The 23,833-nt window shown below is 50.9% G+C and carries 12 protein-coding genes; 6 read left to right on the plus strand and 6 right to left on the minus strand.

Translation table 11 applies throughout. From position 1 onward, the window contains the following. Nucleotides 1–15 precede the first annotated feature (15 nt). From lspA to JQN73_RS14580, 5 genes are all read right to left on the minus strand, one after another. Nucleotides 16–537: a signal peptidase II gene (gene lspA / locus JQN73_RS14560; RefSeq protein WP_205319584.1), complete on the minus strand. Its 522-nt coding sequence runs from the start codon at nucleotides 535–537 to the stop codon at nucleotides 16–18. A gap of 155 nt (nucleotides 538–692) precedes the next feature. Further along, a complete protein-coding gene (ileS, locus tag JQN73_RS14565; RefSeq protein WP_205319585.1) occupies nucleotides 693–3,596 on the minus strand; it encodes an isoleucine--tRNA ligase in 2,904 nt (967 codons plus the stop codon). Nucleotides 3,597–3,753: 157 nt separating this feature from the next. Then, nucleotides 3,754–4,731, minus strand: coding sequence for a bifunctional riboflavin kinase/FAD synthetase (locus tag JQN73_RS14570; protein ID WP_205319586.1), 978 nt, complete (start codon nucleotides 4,729–4,731; stop codon nucleotides 3,754–3,756). Nucleotides 4,732–4,981: 250 nt separating this feature from the next. Further along, nucleotides 4,982–5,443, minus strand: a complete 462-nt coding sequence (locus JQN73_RS14575; RefSeq protein WP_240162276.1) for a YidB family protein — start codon at nucleotides 5,441–5,443, stop codon at nucleotides 4,982–4,984. Between the two features lie 284 nt (nucleotides 5,444–5,727). Beyond that, complete coding sequence (locus JQN73_RS14580) at nucleotides 5,728–6,453, minus strand: 16S rRNA (uracil(1498)-N(3))-methyltransferase (protein WP_205319587.1); 726 nt, start codon at nucleotides 6,451–6,453, stop codon at nucleotides 5,728–5,730. Nucleotides 6,454–6,901: 448 nt separating this feature from the next. Here JQN73_RS14580 and tkt point away from each other — a divergent pair, with 448 nt between their 5' ends. The 4 genes from tkt (at nucleotide 6,902) to JQN73_RS14600 (ending at nucleotide 15,376) form a co-directional block, all read left to right on the plus strand. Beyond that, nucleotides 6,902–8,893: a transketolase gene (gene tkt / locus JQN73_RS14585; RefSeq protein ID WP_205319588.1), complete on the plus strand. Its 1,992-nt coding sequence runs from the start codon at nucleotides 6,902–6,904 to the stop codon at nucleotides 8,891–8,893. Between the two features lie 26 nt (nucleotides 8,894–8,919). Beyond that, nucleotides 8,920–9,492: a GNAT family N-acetyltransferase gene (locus JQN73_RS14590; RefSeq protein ID WP_240162277.1), complete on the plus strand. Its 573-nt coding sequence runs from the start codon at nucleotides 8,920–8,922 to the stop codon at nucleotides 9,490–9,492. Nucleotides 9,493–9,610: 118 nt separating this feature from the next. Then, nucleotides 9,611–10,621, plus strand: coding sequence for a type I glyceraldehyde-3-phosphate dehydrogenase (gap, locus tag JQN73_RS14595; protein ID WP_205319590.1), 1,011 nt, complete (start codon nucleotides 9,611–9,613; stop codon nucleotides 10,619–10,621). 309 nt (nucleotides 10,622–10,930) lie between these two features. Beyond that, the gene (locus JQN73_RS14600) at nucleotides 10,931–15,376 is read left to right on the plus strand and encodes a hypothetical protein (RefSeq protein WP_205319591.1); all 4,446 of its coding nucleotides are present in this window, start codon (nucleotides 10,931–10,933) and stop codon (nucleotides 15,374–15,376) included. A 79-nt stretch (nucleotides 15,377–15,455) separates the two neighbouring features. Here the strand turns inward: JQN73_RS14600 and glnE are convergent, their stop codons facing one another. Next, nucleotides 15,456–18,230, minus strand: coding sequence for a bifunctional [glutamate--ammonia ligase]-adenylyl-L-tyrosine phosphorylase/[glutamate--ammonia-ligase] adenylyltransferase (glnE, locus tag JQN73_RS14605; protein ID WP_205319592.1), 2,775 nt, complete (start codon nucleotides 18,228–18,230; stop codon nucleotides 15,456–15,458). Nucleotides 18,231–18,523: 293 nt separating this feature from the next. On the opposite strand from glnE, the gene JQN73_RS14610 reads away from it, so the two are divergent. Both JQN73_RS14610 and JQN73_RS14615 read left to right on the plus strand, forming a co-directional pair. Continuing rightward, complete coding sequence (locus JQN73_RS14610) at nucleotides 18,524–22,765, plus strand: YhdP family protein (RefSeq protein WP_205319593.1); 4,242 nt, start codon at nucleotides 18,524–18,526, stop codon at nucleotides 22,763–22,765. Nucleotides 22,766–22,913: 148 nt separating this feature from the next. Continuing rightward, nucleotides 22,914–23,732: a carbon-nitrogen hydrolase family protein gene (locus JQN73_RS14615; RefSeq protein ID WP_205319594.1), complete on the plus strand. Its 819-nt coding sequence runs from the start codon at nucleotides 22,914–22,916 to the stop codon at nucleotides 23,730–23,732. The last annotated feature ends 101 nt before the right edge of the window (nucleotides 23,733–23,833 follow it).

Below are 23,833 nucleotides of genomic sequence, written 5' to 3' on the forward strand. Positions count from 1 at the left end.
TGATCAACAGGCTGATTATTTGTTGACGCGACGCAGCTCATCTATTACGAACAATACCGCGCCTATGCAAATCGCGCTATCGGCGATATTAAACGCGGGCCAATGCCAGCGACCGATATAGATATCCAGAAAATCGATAACATGACCATAGGCGATACGGTCGGTAACATTACCCAACGCGCCACCGAGTATTAGCGCCAGCGCCGCACAAAACATGCGTTGTCCGGCGTGGCGTTTAAGCAGAAAAACAATGAAAATCGCCGCGGCAATACCGACCCCGGTAAAAAAATAGCGTTGCCATCCGGATGCAGAACCCAGGAAACTAAAGGCCGCCCCCGGGTTATAAACTAATACCAGATTAAAGAATGCAGTCACGGGGTGTGATTCGCCGTAACTGAACATGCGCGTGATGGTAACTTTGGTTAATTGATCGATCAGAATCACGAGTCCTGCTATCCCCATCCAGGGAAGCAAGCCTGCACTTAATTTGGAGGATGAATTAGAACGCGGGGGTGCAGAACGTTTTTTAGTGGCCATAAATGTAGGTTTCAGCAAACGTGAATGAGTGGTGCGGATGGAGCTGCAAAAACCAACGCAATAAAAATTTTGAAGATGCATGTCGGCCTGAACACTGCATAGAGTGGTTTCAGGCCGACCGGCGGGGTCGTTATGCGTTACAAATAGCCTTCCGATCAGGCAAAATGGCGGTCTTCGCCATTGCCGAACAAATTCGAAACACAGCGACCGCAAAGGCCGGCATGCTCGGCATGACTACCAACGTCGGCGCGGTAATGCCAGCAACGCTCACATTTTTGTTGCGACGATGGGGTGACCACGATGTTCTCTTCCGCTTCCGACCCCACCTCGGTAACGGTAGCTGCTGAAGTAATCAGGACAAATTTCAGATCATCGCCGAGGCTATTGAGCAGCGCATATTTGCTGGTTGTGACTTTTAACTCAACCTCAGCTTGCAGCGACGAACCGATACCGCCAGCAGCACGGACTTCCTCGAGGCGCTTGGTAACATCGCCACGCACGGTGCGGACCGCGTTGAATTTTTCGATCAATGTCGCAGCATCGTCAATTACCGGAAGCGTGTAATAGGTTTGTGTAAAGATCGTTTCGTCGCTTTCTGCATAGGCATCTTTGCTGGCAAAGAATGACCACGCTTCTTCCGCGGTAAAGGATAACGTTGGTGCAATCAAGCGTAGCAAAGCTTGGGTAATATGCCATATTGCCGTTTGCCCGGAACGCCGCGCATGAGACGTTACGCCACCGGTATACAGACGATCTTTCAGAATGTCGAGGTAGAAGCCCCCCAGGTCTTCGGAGCAATACATCTGCACTCTTGATATCACAGGATGAAACTCGTAACCTTCATAATGCTGTAAAACATCCACTTGCAATTGGGCCATGCTGGCGATTGCGTAACGGTCGATTTCAAGCAATTCGGTGATTGGCAGCGCATCAGTCAATGGATTGAAATCGGAGGTATTTGCCAGCAGAAAGCGCAGCGTATTACGGATACGGCGATACGATTCGGTGACGCGTTTCAAGATCTCGTCAGAGATTGTGATTTCGCCAGAGTAATCGCTCGAGGCAACCCATAAGCGCAAGATTTCAGCACCTAGGGTGTCCGATACTTTCTGTGGTTCGATGCCGTTCTTCAACGACTTCGACATTTTCTTGCCTTCGCCATCGACCACGAAGCCATGCGTCAGCAGTGCTTTATAGGGGGCACGTCCATTCAGCATGGAGGAGGTTAATAACGACGAATGGAACCAGCCGCGATGTTGATCCGAGCCTTCCAGATACAGGTCAGCCGGGAACTGCGATTGCAGATGGTGCGATCCACGCAGAACGGTCTGATGGGTCGAGCCGGAATCAAACCAGACATCGAGCGTATCTTTATTTTTTATATAAAGATCAGCCTCATCGCCGAGCAAGTCTTTCGGATCCAGCGCCTGCCAGGCTTCGATACCGCTCTTTTCGATTCGCAGCGCAATCTGCTCCAGCAATTCTGGCGTGCGCGGGTGCAGTTCACCGGTTTCTTTATGTACAAAGAAAGCCATCGGAACGCCCCACTGGCGTTGGCGTGACAGCGTCCAGTCAGGGCGATTGACGATCATCCCATGCAAGCGCGCTTTGCCCCATGCCGGAAAAAATGACGTTTCTTCAATGGCCCGAATGGCGGTCTTGCGCAGACTGTCCTGGCCATCATTGGGCAGATTGTCCATACTGGCGAACCACTGCGACGTGGCGCGATAAATAATTGGCGTTTTATGGCGCCAGCAATGCATGTAGCTGTGATCGAACATTTCCAGTTTGAACAGCGTACCGACTTCTTCCAATGTCGCACAGATGGGCTTCGACGCTTCCCATATGGTCAGGCTATTGAACAGAGGTAATGACGACGCATAGCGTCCATCGCCCATGACCGGACTAATGATGTCATCGTCTTTCAGGCCATGTGCTTTGCATGAAACAAAGTCTTCGATACCGTAAGCGGGGGCCGAGTGAACGATACCGGTGCCACTTTCAGTGGTGACATAATCGCCCAGATAGACCGGCGACAAACGATCATAGCCAGCATGCGCGTTGGCTAGCGGGTGTTTGAAATTGATCAGCGATAGGGCGGCGCCTTTGCAGGTGGCGATCACGCTTCCTTCAAGGCCAAAACGCTCCAGCGAAGCAGCAACCAGATCTTGCGCCAGTATCAGCAAAATTGCTTCGCCATTGCGCTTGGTTTCAACTAACGCATACTCGACCTCAGGATGCACATTGAGCGCCTGATTTGAAGGAATGGTCCATGGTGTCGTGGTCCAGATGACCACATAGCCTTTGTTGATTGGCAACGCTGAAAGGCCGAATGCAGTAGCGAGTTTTTCAGGCTCTGCAAATGGGAAGCCAACGTCAATGGATGGATCGCGCTTGTCCTGATATTCAACTTCCGCTTCCGCGAGCGCCGAGCCGCAGTCAAAACACCAGTTGACCGGCTTCAGGCCACGATATACATAGCCTTTTTCGAGTATCGTACCGAGCGCGCGCAGTTCATCGGCCTCGTTACTGAAGTTCATGGTCTTGTACGGATTGTCCCACTCGCCCAGTACGCCCAAACGGATGAAATCTTTGCGCTGCAGGTCGATCTGTTCGTTGGCGTAGGCGCGTGCCTTGGCCTGGACTTCAGCTACTGGCAAATTTTTGCCGTATTTCTTTTCGATCTGAATTTCGATGGGCATGCCATGGCAATCCCATCCCGGCACGTATTGCGCGTCAAAGCCAGCCATATTGCGGGCTTTGACGATCATGTCTTTCAGAATTTTGTTAACCGCATGGCCCAGATGAATCTCGCCGTTCGCATACGGTGGGCCGTCATGCAGGATGAACTTCGGGCGTGCTTTGGACGCTTTGCGAATGCGCTCATAGACCTTTTTTTCCTGCCATTCTTTTACCCATTGCGGCTCTCGCTTGGCAAGATCTCCCCGCATGGGGAAAGCAGTTTCGGTCATATTGACCGGATACTTGCTTTGCGGTTTAGCCGCTTTTGCGGTCTTGGTGTTTTCTGGCTTTGGTGCTTGAGTTGGATGATCGGACATAATTTTCTTCAATGGAATTCAGTGGATGTCTGTGGCAAGTGGCAATTGCGGTGGATAGTTCGCATCTCATGTTCGCATCTCGTGCTTGCACCTCGTGCTTGCACCTCGTGCGGTAGCGCCGGGTTGATACAGACTTAGAAAGGCGACGCCATGTGCTTCAAATTCGGTCAGTCGCTGAAATCGCGGCGCTATCGTGCATGCGGAAGTAATCGCGGGCATTCTCTACATCGCGCTTGATTGCTATGGTTAAGGTCGGTAGATCAACGTATTTTTCTTCGTCGCGCAATTTTTTCAAAAATTCGACCTCTACTACTTTACCGTAGCAGTCACCGGAGTAATCAAGAATAAAGGCTTCCAGCAGCACATGCCCGCTTTTGTCGACGGTGGGACGGGTGCCGATACTTGCTACGGCGGGAAGGGGCTGTTCTGATAAGCCGTGAACGCGCACTACGAAAATCCCCGATAACGCCGGCTGTTTATGATGCACCCGCAAATTCAGCGTGGGAAATCCCATTGTGCGTCCCAACTTTTTCCCGTGCACCACGTGCCCCGAAATAGCATACGGATGACCCAGCAACGTCCGGGCCGCGGCAAAGTCGCCATTCGCCAGCGCCAGGCGTACTGCTGACGACGATACCCGGGTTCCGTCATTCATGACATTCGGGAGGGTTTTTACCTGAAAGCCATATTTTTCCCCGGCTTCAATCAATGTTGCGATGGTGCCAGCACGGCGTGCGCCGAAACAAAAGTCCTCTCCTACCATCAACCACTTGATGTGCAAGCCTTGCACTAATACTTTCTCGATAAACTCTTGCGGCGTCAGGCTGGAAAAATGCGCGTTGAAATGTTCCACGATCACCCGGTCAATACCGGCCTGCGCTAAAGATTGCAACTTGTCGCGTAAATTGGCAACGCGGGTGGGCAATGTGACAGGATACTGTGACTGCTGAGCAAAAAATTCGCGCGGATGTGGCTCAAATGTCATGACTGCGGCGTCGAGACCTAATTCTGTCGCTGCTTGACGCACGTGCGCGAGTAAAATTTGATGGCCGCGATGTACGCCGTCAAAGTTGCCGATAGTAAGCGCGCAGGGTGCGCGCGATTCAGCGTTGGGAAGTCCGCGAAATACCTTCATGGAAGTGGCCGGGATAGATGTTGCAAAACCGTAGATTATAAATGCTTTCGCGTCGCAACTCCTACCTACCGCTTGAATGGTTGATCGTTCTTCGTTTTATTTTGATAATAAAAGAGTAAAAGCGATGAAAATTCGCGTCAGGAAGGCGGGACCGATGCGATTGGCAGCTTACAAGGAATATTGATGTTCCCAACTAAAGCTGCCAATCTAAAGCTTCCAACAACTGCATCGGTTATCAAAATAACACGATTTAAGCCGGTTTATTCCCGCCGAGAAATCCACCTAGCAATCCCTCTAGTCCCGCTAAACCGCCTCCGGCTTCAGGGGTCTGCCCATTTGGTGTTAGTTTGTCAACCAATCCAGGTAAAATCTCCGACAAATGACCTGCCGTTTCGCTTTCGGATAGTCCTGCGGCCTGTGCAAGCTGCTCAAGTTGACCGCCGCCCATCGCTTGCTGGACTTGATCGGGCGATATCGCTTGATTATGGCCATTGCTGATCCAGGAACTCACCGCGTCACCCAAGCCAGCGGCTTGAAATTTAGCCAGCAAGCCACCAAGACCACCTTCAACACCGCCTGCCCCTGCACCGGATTGGTTGGTGAGCATGCTGAGTGCAGCTTGTATCAGCATCGCTTTAGGATCGTTCGTTTGGCCCGGTTGCCCTTGCGCGCCGCTCACTGCGCCAAGTATGCCGTCTAATAGTCCCATCATTTTCTCCTGAGTAATAAACGAATGTCAGCGTAAAACGACGGAAGATCGAATACGCAAGATGTTTTACTATAGAACTATTTAAGGCTCAGCGCGAACGTTAAGTATGGTCTGTCCATTATTGGGGTGGCAAAACTGGTGATAATAATGGCAATAAAGGCAAGGCGACTGTTACCAAGTGACTGCTACTGAGTGATTATTATTAAGAGGCTGTTATTAAGTGGCTGTTATTAAGCGACCGTGACTGCTAGTTCACACAATAGTTTGCCACCCGGTAGGCAAATCTATTACATCTCACCCCAAATGCCATTCAGTGCGGCTAGGGCAGCGAGGCCCGCCGTCTCAGTGCGTAATATTCTACTCCCCATGGACAGCATTAACGCGCCTTGCGCGCATGCGGCGCGCTCTTCCTGTTCTGTAAAACCACCTTCCGGACCGATTAATAACGCCACTGATTGCGGTGGCTGATGGCGCGCCCAGCTGGACAAAGATTCTTCGCCGCGCGGTGACAAGAGAATTCGCTTGTGTAAATCCTGCTGACCTAACCAGTCATTGAGCGAGGTGAGCGGGGCGAGATGCGGCAATCGATTGCGTCCGCTTTGCTCCGCTGCGGCAACGATTACTGCTTGCCAGTGCGCTTGTTTTTTTTCCACCCGATCAGTCGAAAATCGCACCACACAGCGCTGAGCAGAAAGAGGCTGAATTCCCGCTGCGCCCAACTCTACGGCTTTTTCGATAATCCAGTCGAGCTTTGACGATTCCGGCAGAGCCTGCGCCAGAGTGATGGCATAGGGCAATTCTGCTTCACGCGGGGAAAATGTTTTAATTTCTACGCTAACGCGTTTTTTTTCCACGCTGACGATGCTGGCAGTAAATTCACCGCCGCTGCCGTTGAATAACGTCACGGGCGCACCGAGTGTTAGGCGCAACACCTGTACGTGATGCGCAACCGCTTCCGGCAGAGCCAAATGAGAGCCGATTTCAAGCGGGGTGGGGATGTAAAAACGCGGCATAGAATGAAGGAAGTAGTTTATCGGCAGTAGATTCGGCAACAGTGGTTTGCCGAAACAATCAAAACATCATGGTAATGGAAACATTATTGATCTGTCGCAAGATTGACTAGTATGACGGAAGTTAATCGAATCCGCTATTTGTCCGTCGCTGGTCGTTACCGGTTGCATCGCCTTGTTAATCGACAGCACAACAGGCGGGGCCACGCCATTGACGGGTAGTCGGTCGAGGCGGTATCAGCCGTTCCAGCGGTGCTTAAACCCGCTATTTTGCAATTGAAAAATGCCTGTCCGCGCGTTTTTGCAACGGGAGGGGCTGCATTTTGGTAAAATATTGCGCTTTAGTGCTTTATCACTGGGCGCGCGTGCGAATCGACCTTTTTATTGCTGCCGCTTATTACTTTCGCTTATTGCGCCCTGCACGAACAACCATTGCTTAACTGTGAACACAATGACTACACTCCCGACTTCGAAAATGGCCAACGCGATTCGCGCCTTGGCAATGGATGCAGTACAAAAAGCTACGTGCGGCCACCCCGGTATGCCTATGGGCATGGCGGATATCGCAGTAGCGCTTTGGGCAAAGCACTATCGTCATAATCCTACAAATCCAAAATGGATCAATCGGGATCGCTTCGTGTTGTCAAATGGACATGGTTCGATGCTGCAATATGCATTGCTGCATTTGACCGGCTACGATTTGCAGATGGATGAGCTGCGTAATTTCCGTCAAATGCACTCGAAGACGCCAGGTCACCCAGAGCTGGACATTACACCGGGTGTTGAAACCACGACCGGTCCGCTAGGACAAGGATTGACTAACGCAGTAGGTATGGCGCTGGCCGAGAAGCTGTTGGCCGCCGAATTCAATACACCTGCATTCCCTATCGTCGATCATTACACTTACACCTTTGTAGGCGATGGTTGTCTGATGGAAGGTATTTCACACGAGGCCTGTTCGCTGGCAGGCACTTTGCGTCTGTCCAAACTGATCGTACTGTACGACGATAACGGCATTTCGATCGACGGTCACGTTGAAGGCTGGTTCAAGGATGACACCCCGAAACGTTTTGAAGCCTACGGCTGGCATGTCATTCGCAGCGTGGACGGGCATGATGTTGAAGCAGTTAACGCGGCTATCCATCAAGCAAAGTTAGCGGACAAACCAACCTTGATTTGCTGTAAAACAGTGATTGGGAAGGGTTCGCCTAATTTGGCTGGAACCGATAAAGTTCACGGTGCGGCATTGGGTGATAAAGAAATCGCGGCCGTGCGCGAAGCATTGGGCTGGACCTCTGCACCGTTTGAAATTCCTGAAGACGTGTATGCGGCATGGGATGCCAAAGTACAAGGTCAACGCTTCGAAACACAATGGAACACATTGTTTGCGGCTTACAGCGTAGAGTTTCCCGCTAAGGCGGCCGAACTGACACGCCGCATGAAGGGCGAACTGCCAGGCAATTTTGATCAGACGCTGAGTGCTTACGTTGCCACGTGCGTCGAAAAGCAAGAAACCATCGCAACCCGTAAAGCGAGTCAAAATGCGATTCAGGCGTTGGCACCGGTATTGCCGGAATTCCTTGGCGGCTCCGCTGATCTGACCGGTTCGAATCTGACTAACTGGAAAGAATGTGTCGCAGTGCGCGCCGACCAACCGGGCAACCACATTAATTATGGCGTGCGCGAATTCGGCATGAGCGCGATGATGAACGGGATCACTTTGCATGGCGGCTATATTCCGTTTGGCGCCACCTTTTTGACTTTTTCCGATTACAGCCGCAATGCAATACGTATGGCTGCTTTGATGAAAATTCGGTCGATTTTTGTTTTCACGCATGACTCGATCGGTCTCGGCGAAGACGGTCCGACCCATCAATCGGTTGAGCATGTTTCGAGTTTGCGTCTTATCCCGAACCTCGATAATTGGCGTCCATGCGATACCGTGGAATCCGCAGTCGCCTGGGGTTTTGCAGTTAAGCGCCATGATGGTCCGAGCACATTGATTTTCTCCCGCCAAAATCTGCCATTTCAGCAACGTGACGCCGCACAAATTGCGAACATTGCGCGCGGCGGCTACATTTTGAAGGATGCTAAGGACGCGAAAGGTATCATTATCGCGACCGGTTCTGAGATCGCGTTGGCCATCCAGGCAGCGGACGTATTGGCCGCTGAGGGTATTTCTGTGCGCGTGGTCTCAATGCCGAGCACTGATGTATTTGATCGTCAGGAAGCCTCTTATAAAGCCAGTGTTCTGACCCGGGGCTTGCCGCGTGTAGCGATCGAAGCCGGCGTTACTTCAACCTGGTATAAATATGTTGGTCTTGAAGGCGCGGTTGTTGGCATTGATACGTTCGGGGAATCGGCACCGGCTGATGTCCTGTTCAAGCACTTTGGCTTCACAGTGGAAAATGTGGTCGCCAAAGTCAAGCTGACATTGGCATGAGTGTGGGAACAAAGAAGCCAAAAATCGTGCCTAAGGTAACTAAGGTAGCCGACGTCACCGAATTCACCAATATTGTCGGTGACTTTTCGGTGCGTCGCGGTACCGTGGCCGATGCTGGAGTGATCGCCGCAGTGCGCATTGATAGTTGGCGAACCACCTATCGCGGGATACTTCCTGTCGCTTATCTCGATAGCATGAAAGTCGAAGAAAGTACCGCATTATGGACACGCATCTTGCAAGCAGCGTCCGATGCGGCGTGCGTGTTTGTCGCTGAAATTGATGGTGAAATCGTTGGGTTTGCTGCCGGCATGACGCTAAGCGAACCAAAGCTTGGTTTCGATAGCGAATTGACGGCGATTTATTTGATTCCATCGGTGCAGCGGGCCGGTATCGGCCGCCGTCTGGTCGCGCATGTTGCGTCAACGCTGGCCAGTGCCGGTGCTAACAATATGCTGGCTTGGGTCTTGGCTGAAAACGACATTGCCCGCCAGTTTTATAGCAAACTCGGCGGCGAGCTATTGACTGAACAAGCATTTAGCTGGGACGGTCTGGATATGCAGGAAGTCGGCTACGGCTGGCGTACGATACGCGTGGATTAATACAGTTTAAATACGCGAGTTCGGTTCGACTTTGATGCGGACTTCATACAGACCTGAACGACGGTGGTTTTTAACGATCGTCGGAATTACGATTTTGTTCATACCTTAGGAGAAAAGCATGACTATTCGCGTTGCAATCAATGGCTATGGCCGCATCGGCCGCAACATCCTCCGCGCCCATTACGAAGGCGGTAAGAAGCATGATATCGAGATCGTGGCGATTAACGATTTGGGCGATCCAAAGACGAATGCGCATTTGACCCAATACGATACAGCGCACGGTAAGTTTCCAGGTACTGTTACGGTGGATGGCGACGCAATTGTCGTCAACGGCGACCGTATCAAAGTGTTCGCACAACGCAATCCAGCTGAACTCCCATGGGGCGAACTGAAGGTGGATGTCGTTCTGGAGTGTACCGGTTTCTTCACCACCAAGGAAAAAGCCAGCGCGCATATCCACGGCGGCGCAAAGAAAGTCATTATTTCGGCACCAGGCGGCAAAGATGTTGATGCCACAATCGTTTTCGGCGTCAATCACAATGTGCTGAAGTCGACTGATACGGTCATTTCGAACGCTTCATGCACCACCAATTGTCTGGCACCGCTGGTCAAGCCTCTGAACGACAAAATTGGCGTGGTGAATGGTCTGATGACTACGATCCACTCCTACACCAACGATCAAGTGCTGACTGATGTTTATCACGAAGATTTGCGTCGGGCGCGTTCAGCCACAATGAGCATGATTCCAACCAAAACCGGCGCCGCTGCAGCAGTTGGTCTGGTGTTGCCTGAGTTGAACGGGAAACTAGACGGTTTTGCTATTCGTGTTCCGACCATTAATGTGTCGCTGGTCGATTTGTCATTTGTTTCCGCACGTGAGACGACCGTTGATGAAGTCAATGCGATCCTGAAAGAGGCTTCGGAAGGTTCACTGAAAGGAGTGCTGACTTACAACGTCGAACCATTGGTATCAGTCGATTTCAACCACAATCCGGCGTCGTCAAATTTTGATGCAACATTGACCAAAGTTTCTGGAAGTCTGGTCAAAGTATCGAGCTGGTACGACAACGAGTGGGGCTTCTCGAACCGCATGTTGGATACGACCGTTGCACTCATGGAAGCTAAGTAATCTAACGATTGCTAAAGCGTAGTTTGGAGCCCCGCAAGTCGGGGCTTTTTAACGCCTGCATTGGATGTTCGCCGGTGACCTATAACGCGGGCTCCCACACCTCCGTAGCGGTATTGCGCGCCATCCGATTAGCAGAATGTGAGCGTTTAGGCGGGGCTGAGCAATGATCGAAAAGTGGTTGCTGAGCGACTTGTATGATCATAAGCTCCGTCAGTGATCATAATAGATCCAGAGCGGTCAGACCAAAACCGCCTACGGAATAGGTTTTCGACTATCAATTGATTCACTATTCTAACAAGGCGTCCGCCAATGATCGTCGGCTCACGTCCTTCCTCTTACAGTCATCCTGTAATACCCAATGTTCAGGAAAATGTTAAGGCAAATACAGCCTCAGACATCGATGCAAATCGCCGCGGAGATGGTGATTCTCCGTTCCGTGCAACGTTAATAGCCCTGCTGAATGAAATTAAACGGGATGTAAATGGAGCGTCGCCAATCACATTGATCGAAAGGTTTCAGCAGCGTTTCTGCGACCTTCTTGAAGACAATAAAAAAACCTTGCCATTTTTTTCCGGCAATTTACGGGAATATTTTAATCATTCGGATAGTCACTGCGTGGCCTTGCTGGAACCTTTATTAAGATGCAGCCCAACGTTGATTGCCCTATGCCGTGTCTTTTTAGGGGCGGGCAGGAATTGCCATGTAGTGCAAGGTGAGGATTACGCTGTCTCGACAGAAAATGGTATTTCTCGTGTCACGTTGGGGTTAGACGTTCAAGGGGCATGGTCAGAGCGGATAGTGGGCGGAGAAATTACCAGCGGCGAGCAGTGTGCAGTAGTAACGTTATTAACCTTGTGGCTAAGTCATCTGACCGATAGCGAAATTGATCCTGCGTTAGTGATGGCCTTTCTTCAGCTAATCGAGTTTGAGATTGCGCCGTATGGTTTGTCGCTGGAGGTTGAGGTCGATTCGCTGGATGGATTATCTTTTGACGCATCCATTGCAGCGTACACAAAACAACAGCAACGATGCCATCAGAATAGTGGTGCTCAAGCTCAAGTTGATCGGGTTTGGCTGCCGGTCGAAAATAAAAGCGTACTTGGATTGTTGCTGGAATTAGTTGCGCACGTTAGCGAGCTTTGTCGGCCGTGTCCAAAATTAAGTCCCGCGAATCCGGCTGATTACCTCGATTTGATACGTGCGCTGTTTGGTGCTGGTTCGCTGTACGGCGACCAAAGCGAACATAAAGATCAACGATCAACGATGTTACCAATGGACTTAGGCGAACCTTTTCGGCAAGTTCCGTTCAGGCCGTTATTTTCCATGTCGATGGCGGGTGATGGGTGTGAGTTTCAATTTTCGAAAAAATTTATTCCCCTCGACAGAAATAGCGCAGTAGAACTAAAAATCCATACTGCTCCGGCACCTTGGGAACGTGGGAATAATTGTCGTGGCCCGGTGCTACTTACTTTGGATGGTGCGAGCGGCCCACATAATGGTAGCGTTGAGAATAATGGTTCGTTGCACATTGTCACGGCAATTGATCGGAACGCATTTGGGAACAATAAAATAGCTGTACGTTTTGGAGATACGCAGACGGCAGCAAGCGATAACCAGGACCTACCCCCTTTATGGCTAAAGGTGAAAAGCAGCGGCGCTGATCTCATTGTACAAATTGGTGAAGGCGTTTTTGGTTCTCGCCAGATCCTTTTTGAAAATAAAATAACTACGGTTACGACCTCAACAACGGTGACAAAACCTGGTCCTGCACCCGAGAAAAAGCCGACAATAATCGTTTCGCAGCATGCCCTTACCAACGCCGGCCCGACCTTTCCGGTATCGAGTATTCCTGCTAATAACGATAATGCATTTAGATTGAGTAAGGTTTCCTCGGGCTTTTTTGGAATGATAGATCGTGAATTTGATCGCGCTGCGAAGGGAGTTGAGGCCACCTTGTTTTCTCCATTTTGGGCAAGTAGTCAACCGCTTGGTACAGATGTCGAATCGGACCCGAATGCCATCGCAGCCCGCAAATTGTTCAGAGACAGTTACATCAATACCTTTTACAAATTAGATAGTTTACCGCCAAGAAGATTGACTTCAATGGCGGTCAGTGCTGATCGGCGATATGCCGCTATCCTGGACGAAGTCCTCACAGATGAGAGGGAAGACTTTAATGCGCTAAGGGATCAAAAGGATCTGTTAGCTCCCGAAGATATTTTGGTGATGTATGCAAACAGAATCAAGCGGACCCAGCATCAATTAGCGGAATACGGTGTTAATAATGCAGCGGCTGCTGCATTAATCGAAATCCAGGAAATTAGATTAAGGACCTTCAAAAAACGTTACGACAGTCAGTCGCAGTTGCAAGGGGATCTGGCCGCGCTGGTCGCCATTGGGAGGGCGCGCGGGGAACCGGGACAACCCGAGGTTTTCCAACCACAACCACTATCTCTGGCGCAGGCCAGAGTTGAGGCGATGCGGCTCTACCTCGTTTCACATGACGTGCCGGGCCCTGATGTGGTGAGCGGCAGATCGGACCACGTGTTGTTGGCGTTAGCTAATGACGTTTACGACCGCACATCCGCGAATTACAGCCTCCATGTTGCAAAGCGATTGGCAGAGCTGGAGGCCATAAATTATTATTTTCCCGCCAAGGTCAGGCAACTGCAACTCGATATCAATGATCCGGACCTTATCGACAAGTTTATTTCCGCACATTACGCAGTATTTGATGTGGAAACCGTGCATCGATTTCATCGCAAGCAGTTTGAGACAATCGACCTTAACATTCCTGTATTGAGACCGCGTGGTCAAGTGGGTATCCGGAGATATTACGAGCAGCTTAATGAATATCTGCAAGATCATCTGGCAGGGCACGCCGATAGTATTGTCCAGCGAGTATCCACGGGTATCAGCGCTCTTGACCTCGAAAGACCTTATCAAGCTGTTATCGGTCTCGATATTATTTATCGGGACGATGGTGTGCCTATGCGCGGCGGGATGCCCAACATCATCAGACGGCCGGTAACCGGCGATAACCGGATTTATTTAGTGAAGGGAGATTCTGGCACCATCTACGCCACCAGCACGTTTGGCGGGGCTTTGGTCATTGAAGAGGCGAGTGCTTTCATCGACCCACGTAAGTTCGATGCGCTTGCACGCCACGATATAACGCCGAAGATGGTGATATCGATTGCCGCGCTGGCCAACCTACTTTGGCCCAATAATTCGCCGTTGCCAAAAAATAAGAGACTCGAAATGCTTGCGCCTCGGCGCTATGCCTTGCCTGCGGGAGATTCACCGGGAGCGTTTATCCGCAGTGATCAGAGACGTCTGTTACAGCAGTATGTTGCGTTATTTCGAGAACAAAATATGGATCGTGAGTGGCATGAAAAGCTCGCTAGCAGCATGCCATTTTTCGATGCGATTCAACGCTCAATGTACGATCCACATTACAGCCCGGATTTTAAAGACCTGGCTTTTGATGGTTTGGATCTGGTTATCACACTCATATCCATTGGCATTCCAGTTTTCAAATTGAGTAGCGTTGGTCTTAAAGCGACGCAAAGTGCCATCAGGGCGGCAAGGCTTGCCGGTATTAGTGGCGCCGGACTGCGCAAGATTGTTTTTCGTGCCGCCAGCCCTTATTTAAAAAAATCAGCTTTTACAGCGGCCAGGGAAGTGGCCGGATTTATCCTCCCTCCAATCGACTGGGGACGCACGCTGGCTAACATCGGGTCTAAAATCGTGCGACATACCGGGGCAATAAAGCACGTTGGGGGTAATGGAAATAAGGTCAAGTTAAGTCAGGCACGTCGCTTAAAGAACCGCAATAGACGTACAAGACTACTGCATCAAAGAAATCGCCCTCGCACGCGTTGTACGAGAACGGTCGGAGCGGTATGTTCCCAGGTATCAGGCAATATGCTGAACCGGCGGTTTAGCTATACGTACAGCCTTGCGCGAGATCGCGACATGGATAGATGGGAAGACACCTTGTTGCAGTTGATCGAATATCCAGGCACCTGGGAAGGGGGGAAAAGTATAGTGGGCCGACAATTTTCGAAAGATTATAAAGTCGAATTTAACCAAAAATTGACGGTAGCCGAACAAGAGGCAGTACGTGGGTGGTCGTTTGTCAACGTCCAGCAACCGTACGGCACATCCATGGGAGATGATCTTGTTCAAGGGTACACTAATAATAATTTTTATCTCAACAAGGCGTTGCGCGGAGACTGGCCCCTTACGCCGGAACTTAAAGCGGCTGCGATCAATTTATCCAGTGGTTTGAAAAAGCTCACTGCGCCGTCGGGAAAAACTTTACTTATACGCGTTTCAGACGTCGACGTAGGGTATTCCAGTAAGCTGGCCGTGGGTGACACGGTGACCAGCTATCCTACTTTTATGGCTGCATCTGGCAGCGGCGAACTCCTCGAAATTGCGCTGGACAAGGAATCACTTTTTGGATTGGGTACGGCGCTCGCCGTTTATCATATTAAGGCAAAGTCGGCCAAACCGTTGATCAAGCGCACCTCAACCCAGGTCTCTATAGAAAACGAGTGGATATTTGACCCGGAATCATTTTTCGTGGTGACGGGGATTTCGAAAGTACGCAAATTAATCAACGGCTTGCCATATGGAAAGGAGATCAATGTCATCAGATTAAAGGAAATAGACAGGCCGCCTGGAATTCCGGTTGCAAAAAATATCCATACAGGGCAATCGGTAATGCCCACTAAATTACTGGCTTGATGCGCGCAACTGCCCGGCCTATAGAACTTCGCTAACGTTAGTAACGTCAGCTTACACAAGCTGACGTAAGGGCATTCTGTCAAGCATCACTGAAAACCGACGCTAGCAACTCCTTTACCGCAGGGACTTCGGCAGCGACCCAATCAGGCGATACGCGTGCGCGTTCATCGCCCTGAAGGCGGCGTTGATGTTGTAACTTACGATAATGCCGATAAGCATTTGCAGCTTCGTTCGCCAGCGCGGTATCAATCAAACCTAATTCACCGCATAATTTAAGCAGCGCAATATTGCCAATATCAGCTGTCAGCTCAGGATGAAGTGCAGCGTTTCGCAGGATCAAAAACTGCACCAGGAACTCGATGTCGATCATTCCTCCTTCATCATGTTTAAGGTCAAATAAATCACTGCGATTGCGGTTAGCATCGCGCATCTTCTGACGCATGGCGCGGACCTCTTGCTCCAGCTTAAGCGGATCACGCACCTGTCGTAAAACATCGACGCGCAGCGCTTCAAAGCGCTCACCAATCGCGCTATCGCCAGAGCAAAAGCGTGCGCGGGTCAAGGCCTGATGCTCCCACAGCCAGGCTGAGTTGCGTTGATATTTTTCAAATGTGGCGAAGGTGGATACCAACAAACCACTAGCGCCATCGGGACGCAGAGCGATATCGATATCGAACAGAATTCCGGCCGAAGTGTGACTGGTCATCCACGTAATGAAACGTTGGGCCAATTTCGCGTATAAGGGAGGTGCTTCCTGATCGTCATCTTCATAAAGAAAGACCACGTCCAGATCCGACGCGTAGCTCAGTTCTTTACCGCCTAGTTTTCCATACGCGATGACTGCAAATTTCGGCACGTCGCGGTGACGATTCGGAAAGGTTTTCCAGACCGACTGGATCGTCGTATCCACTAAAATGTCGGCGAGTAAGGAGAGGTAATCGGATAGAACTTCGACGCTGAGCTTGCCTTCCAGATCTTGCGCCAGTAGCCGGAACAACTGGGCGTGATGGAGCTCCCGCAGCAGATCAAGCTGACGCTCTGTGTCACCGGCGACTTCATCCATCTGACGCTGGCAATCTTGCGCAAATTGGGGCCAGTCGGCATCCGCATTCAGACTGCGATCATCCAGCAATTCATCGAGCAGGATTGGATGCATTGTCAGAAACTTCGCCGCCCAATCGCTGGCGCCCATCATGCGGATCACGCGATGCAAAGTGCTTGGGTACTCCGTGAGCAAGGCCAGATAAGCAGCACGACGGGCGATAGTTTCCAGAAAATCAAGAAGGCGAGCAAGCGTATTCCGTTGCGTGGCAGATTGGGTGTTGTTCCTGGATTCTGATAGTGTGCCGATGATCGGAAGCGCAACGTTGATTAACGCAGTGAATCGATTGCGGCTTATCTCTGGTAAATTCTGTATGCGCCCGGATTGCCAGGTCGAAGCAAGTCGACGCGCGTTATCGGCCACGTCGCTAAATCCGAGGGAAGTCAGTACGCTTTCAATGACGTCAACACTATCTCGATCGCTTAATCCGCATAATGCAGATTGATCTTCGCTTTTTACATCGCCGCCTGGGCTATTGTTCTTGTCTTGCTTGTCGCTAAAAATGGCATCAAATTGTGCCGCCACCAACACCCGACGTTTTTCGAGCTCGCCAAGCAAAGTCTCCACGTCGACAAATCCCATTGCTTGCGCAATGATCAAACGATCCCCATCGTTGGTGGGCAGGGTGTGGGTTTGCGCATCATCCAGGTATTGCAAGCGGTGTTCCAGATTGCGCAAAAAATCGTAGGCTTCCAACAATTGATCGACCACCTCCGCGGTAAGCAAATTTTTTTCGACTAGCGTGCGGAGAGTTTTGCGGGTAGACCGGTCACGAAGATCCTGCTCGCGTCCACCACGTATCAACTGAAACACTTGTGCCAGAAATTCGATCTCGCGGATGCCACCGCGGCCTAACTTGACGTTATTATTGCGGTCGGGATGTAATGTTTCCTGACGCGTCACTTCCGCACGAATCTGCCGGTGCATCAAACGCATGGCGTCAATCGTGCCGTAATCCAGATAACGCCGGAAAACAAAAGGGCGTGAAATGTTTTCAAGCGCCGTAATATCTTCGGCTCGCCCTGTCATTGCTCGCGCCTTACACCACGCATAGCGTTCCCATTCACGCCCTTGGGTGACCAGATAGGTTTCGACCATATTCAAACTGGCGACGAGAGGGCCGGATGCGCCGTTGGGTCGCAACGCCATGTCAACCCGGAAGGTAAAACCGTCCTGCGTGATCTCTGAAATGGCGTTAATCAATTTTTTGCCTAAGCGCACAAAAAATTCGTGATTTGACATTGACCTCTGCTCCGCGTTGTCGGCCAGGGTGTCACCGTCTTCAGCGTACACAAAAATAAGATCAATGTCCGACGATACGTTGAGTTCGCCGCCCCCCAGTTTACCCATCCCAAGAATGATGAGCTCCTGAGGCAAGCCGGACTCCTGGCCGATGGGCGTGCCATGCAACGCCACCATCTCTTCCATGATGCTGGTAAGGTGTGTTTTGACCGCAAAATCGGCAAACTCGGACATGGTGCTGACGACTTCTTCCAGATTGGCAAGGCCGCTTAAATCACGCGCAATTAGCGTGCAGACAATTAAGTTACGCAAACGGCGCATCGCACGCGGTAGCGGCATGCCTGAATCTATTTCATTTTGTAACAACCGCGCAAATGGCGTGTTGGTTAGGGATAATTGTGCCAGTGCGGAAACTTGTTCTTCGCGGCCGCCCTCAGCATTTATCCAGCGGGTGTAAAAATGAGAGGCGGCGGAAGTGCTGATAAGGGAATGGGTCGCGGCGATTGACATTTAGGAGTGGCTACAATTTGATTGCGGGTGGAAAAGTTGGGACCGTTAGAAGCAATATGCATGCGTCCAGCCTCATCATGACGCCGATGAGATGAATTTGGAATACTTTTGTCGGGTTTTCAGGGTTTTGATATTTATCGACAAGGATCCATGCGAACATAGAGGGAAACCTGCGTCCGATGACGTCCTCAACTTTATACAGGTGGTTTCTGTATCATTTTTGCTATTTGTGGCCCGCTGTTCGGTGTTATTTCGCCGTTTCGATTATTAATCACAAAACGCTGTACTAATTGATGTCTAAAAAGCAACAAAACTCTCCTGCGCCTGTACCGCGAATCACGCAATTGTGGCGTGCGACGGTGAGTGCCTACCAACGTATCAACCGCCTGACGCATCATCTGGTCGGTTTTGTACTCAAGACTCTGGTCGTTGCTTACTTCGTATTTTGCGGATTGTTCCTTACCCTACGCTATGTCGTTCTTCCAAATATCAGTCACTACAAAAGTAACGTCGAACAGATTGTCAGCGGTGCGCTCGGGTCACCCATTTCGATCGGGACAATTGCAGCATCCTGGGACGAATTACAGCCAAAATTGACTTTAACCGACGTCGTTGTTCTCGATCAACGTCAATCACCGGCGCTAAGTTTGCCGCAGGTGGCTGCAACGCTTTCCTGGCGCTCGTTACTGCTAGGCACTCTGCGCCTGGACTCGCTCGAAATTGATCGTCCTGATCTGCAGATTGAACGCGATACTCAAGGTAATCTGTTTGTCGCCGGAATTCCAATTAACACCAAGTCACAAAAAGGTGGCGGAGCGGACTGGGTTTTGTCCCAAAATCAAATCGTTATACGTCAAGGCCGCGTAAGTTGGAACGACAAGCTTCGTGGCGCTCCGGAACTGACGCTGACAAACGTTAATTTGGTGCTACGCAACCGCTGGCGTCAACATCGATTGTCATTGCAAGCCGCTCCTCCTGCGACGTTTGCTGCGCCGATAGATGTGCGCGCGGAATTTACGCATCCGGCGTTTGCCCGCAATAAGGCCGACGTCTCGCGGTGGAAGGGAACGCTTTACGCCAATGTCCAGAACACCGATCTTACACTCTGGAAGGCATACGTCGATTATCCGATCGAACTTAATCAGGGCAAGGGAGCGGTAAAAGCGTGGCTCGATCTCGATCACGCCAGGGTGGTAGATTTTGCCGCCGATATCGCCTTAACCGATTTATCGGCTCGCTTGCGCAAAGATTTGGCACTTCTGAGTTTGCGCCAGGTGCACGGTCGCATTTCGGCGCAGGAAGTGATCGGCCCAACGTCGGTGGAGGGCGCGCCTACCTTTGGTGCCAATGGTCATCATATTTCGCTCACGGATTTTTCGTTCGAAACCACGGAGGGTCTGGTTCTTCCGCGCACCAGCATCAAGGAGTCCTATGCGCCCGCGAGAGGGAATCAGCCAGAAAAGTACACGTTAAGCGCCGACCGGCTTGTGTTGCAAACCTTAGCGGATTTCGCCCAACGTTTGCCGCTCACCAAGCCACAAGTCCAAATGCTGAATGACTACGCGCCGCGTGGGGAGTTGCAGGATTTCTCGGCGCAATGGCAGGGCGCTTATCCGTCCATTGTCGCGTATCGGCTCAAAGGAGAATTCAAAGGATTTACCACGACTGCACAGCCAGCCCGCGCCGCCCAACCGAAAACTGCCTCCCAGCCAGCGCAAACGGCAGTGCCGGCAGTTCCCGGTCTCGACAATGCCAACGGCAGTATCGACGTCAATCAGTCAGGCGGCAGTTTGATTGTCGCTTCGGACAAAATGACGGTGACATTGCCTGGTTATTTTGAGCAACCGGTGATGCCGTTAGAGCATCTGGACCTGAAAGTACATTGGCAAGTCCGGGACGGAATATTAGAAAAGTTAGTTCACAACACCGTACTGTCACCGTTACAGCATGGCAAGCATCTGATGGTACAGGTCGATAGCCTGAATTTTGTGCAGGATGGTTTAATCGGCTCACTGTCAGGTAGCTACTTGCTTCCTTTGGAGCAACCCGGCGCTGGCTTTGGCACCATCGATGTGGTGGGGAAAATCAGCGAATTTCAAATCGATAAAATCGGCGTTTATCTGCCGCAACATACGCCAGAGCATTTGAGGCACTGGCTGGTGGGTGCGCTAAAAAGCGGAACAGCACGCGATGTGGCGATTAAATTAAAAGGCGATCTTTCACACTTTCCCTTCAATGCACCAGCCAATGATCCCACGGCAAAAGCGCGCGGTGAGTTTAGTGTGTTGGGAAAAATCGAGAACGGCGAAATGGAATATGATCCAGGCGTTTTCGGGCAAGATGGCAAGCAACCATTGTGGCCAATTTTGGAAAAAATTAATGGCACAATCGCCGTCGACAGGACGCGTTTGCAAATTAAGGCAGATAGCGCCAGGACCACTAACGTTGCTTTAACTAACGTCGTTGCGACGGTTCCCGATTTATTATCGCATGACGCTATGTTGAATATTAGTGGGAGCGGGGCCGGTGCGTTTGGCGATTTTCTGACCTTCGTCAACAATAGTCCGGTTGAGCATTGGATCGGCAGCTTTACCAAAGATTCAGAGGGCAAGGGCAATGCCCAGCTACAGCTTGATCTTCACATTCCTATGGCACACGCCTTTGATTCAAAGGTGAATGGCACAGTCCAGTTTTTGAACAATGACGTGGTATTACAAAAGATTATTCCTCCGCTACAGAGCGTCAACGGAAAACTTGAATTCAATCAAAAAGGCTTTAATCTGAACGGACTGAAGGGGACTTTTCTTGGTGGCCCGGTCCAGGCCAGCGGCGGCACCCAGCCAGATGGCCAGAGCAAGATAAAAATTGACGGTACTGCCTCCTTGGAAGGGCTAAGAGCAGTCTATCCCGGTACCAATGCGCAAAGTGTCTTAAGCCATGCTAGCGGCGCTAGTCGGTATAGCGCAACCGTGGCGATTCATGAACATCACACAGAATTGCTGGTCGATTCCAGCCTGCAAGGAATCGCCTTGAATTTCCCCGCACCATTGCGCAAGTCAGCGAATGAAAATCTGCCGCTCAAATTTGAATGGGTAGGGGTCCCGTCCAATGATCCGTTGTTTCTCCGCGATGAGATCCGTGCCTCCCTGGGGACGGCGATCGCGGCGCGCTATCAACGCCAGAAATCGGTCGACAAGGACGCGGAATGGAAAGTTCTGCGAGGCGGTATCGGCGTCGATACGCCAGTGCCGGAACCCGATAGCGGACTGGTCATCAATTTGAGCGCGAAATCGCTCAACCTTGATCAGTGGAGTAGTCTGGCGACTGTTGCCAACGATTCCTCGAACGTGAATAAAGCCATCGACGATTCCCGGCAATTCGCCGGTATTACCCAATATGTGAGTCCTGAGGTGGTGGCGGTACGGGCAAGTGAGCTGATACTCATGGGAAAAAAGCTGAACAATGTGGTGGTTGGTGCTTCGCATTTAAAGAATGTATGGCAGGCAAATATCGATTCGACACAAGCGTCCGGTTATGTCACATGGAATACCATCGCCTCTGGTCACGGACTTGGCAAAGTGACAGCGCGACTGTCATCGCTGATCATTCCGGAGAACGCCACCTCTGACGTTAAAGAAATATTGGAAAGCAAAGATGCTGCAACCGAGATACCGGGGCTTGACATCGTTGCTGAAGATTTTCAATTAATGGGGAAGAAATTAGGGCGACTGGAACTGGTTGCCGATAACGTGCATGCCGATGTCGGCAGCGAATGGCGCATACGGCGCCTGTCGATTCATAATCCCGATGCCGAACTGAAAGCTGCGGGCAAATGGACCACCGTCGATGACAATAATTTGACTAATTTAACCTACGCATTGGATGTTCACGATGCTGGAAAATTGCTTGAACGTTTTGGTTTCGCGCATGTATTGAAGGGCACGAAAGGGCGCATGGATGGCGATGTTACCTGGAAGGGGCTACCCTTTTCAATCGATATTCCATCGCTAACGGGACAGATTAATCTGGATATGCAAGCCGGGCAATTTCTCAAAGTGGATCCTGGCGCTGCCAAATTGCTGGGCGTCCTCAGTTTACAGTCATTACCACGCCGGTTAACGCTCGACTTCCGCGATGTTTTTTCGGAAGGCTTTGCCTTCGACAGTGTCACTGCCACGGCTGCGATTGCAGAAGGTAAGGCCACTACAGATAACTTCAAAATGCGCGGTGTGGCAGCGACGGTGCTGCTCAGTGGCAGCGCTGACATTGCGCAGGAGACTCAGAATCTGCATGTCGCCGTCCTACCGGAAATCAATGCTGGCGCTGCCTCGCTGGCGGTGCTGGCGATCAATCCGGTGGTGGGCATTGGAACCTTTTTAGCGCAGTTGTTTTTGCGCGATCCGCTGATGCGGGCTTTCACTTTTGAGTATGATATTACTGGTTCATGGAAAGACCCGGTAGTGAAGAAAATCGGTCATAAAGATGATACGGTTGAAGGCAAGAATCTGTCGACAAATGTGGTCGGAAATCATTGATCGCGCCTTCATTCCGCAACCATAAAGCCGCATCGTTAAATAGCAATCGGTGCGTTGGTATGACCAGCAAAGCAGGACGTCGCTCGGGCAGTTTTGCGCACGCGCTGATAACGAGCCAATGACATTAACCGGATAGTCGGAGTACAACATGACAAATCAAGCCTCAAGCCCGTTCAAGATTGCCGCCGTTCAAATGGTTTCGACGCCGCAGGTCGAAGAAAACTTTGCTATCGCACGGAGATTAGTCGCCGAAGCGGTGCAAAAGGGCGCGCAATTAGTCTTGCTGCCTGAATACTGGCCGATCATGGGATGGCAAGATAGCGACAAAGTAACCATTGCAGAATCGCTGGGTGATGGCCCGATTCAGCATTTTATGGCCGAGTTGGCAAAAGAGCACAATATTTATTTAATCGGCGGAACTTTACCGCTTATCTCGCAAGAGTCAGGCAAAGTTCTGAATGCCACATTGGTGTACGGTCCCGATGGCGAGCAAGCGAGTCATTACGACAAAATTCATCTGTTTAGTTTCAATAAGGGTGAAGAATCGTACGATGAAGCGCGCACCATTTCCTACGGAAAGGACGTCACCACGTTCAACGCGCCGTGTGGCAAAGTGGGTCTCTCAGTGTGCTATGACTTGCGTTTCCCTGAACTGTATCGCGCGATGGGCGATTGCAGTTTGATTGTGATGCCAGCCGCTTTCACCTACACCACTGGTAAGGCTCACTGGGAAATATTGTTGCGTGCCCGCGCTATCGAAAACCAATGCTACGTTTTGGCCGCGGCGCAAGGCGGCAAGCATCCAAATGGCCGCCGCACTTGGGGGCATAGTATGTTGATCGATCCATGGGGCGAAATTAAAGCAATCTTGCCTGAGGGTGAGGGGGTAATAAATGGCGAAATTGACCTTCAGTTCATGCAGCAAGTGCGTGAAAATTTGCCCGCCCTTCGACATCGGAAGCTGTAAACATCTGCGGCCTTGGGTTTGGATGCCCGGGATACCTCCCGACTATCCCGGTCTATCCGACCCGGTTCATTTTGCCCTGATGTTTGAATCTGCGAGGATCT

The organism is Glaciimonas sp. PAMC28666 (assembly GCF_016917355.1).
GTDB lineage: Bacteria > Pseudomonadota > Gammaproteobacteria > Burkholderiales > Burkholderiaceae_D > Glaciimonas.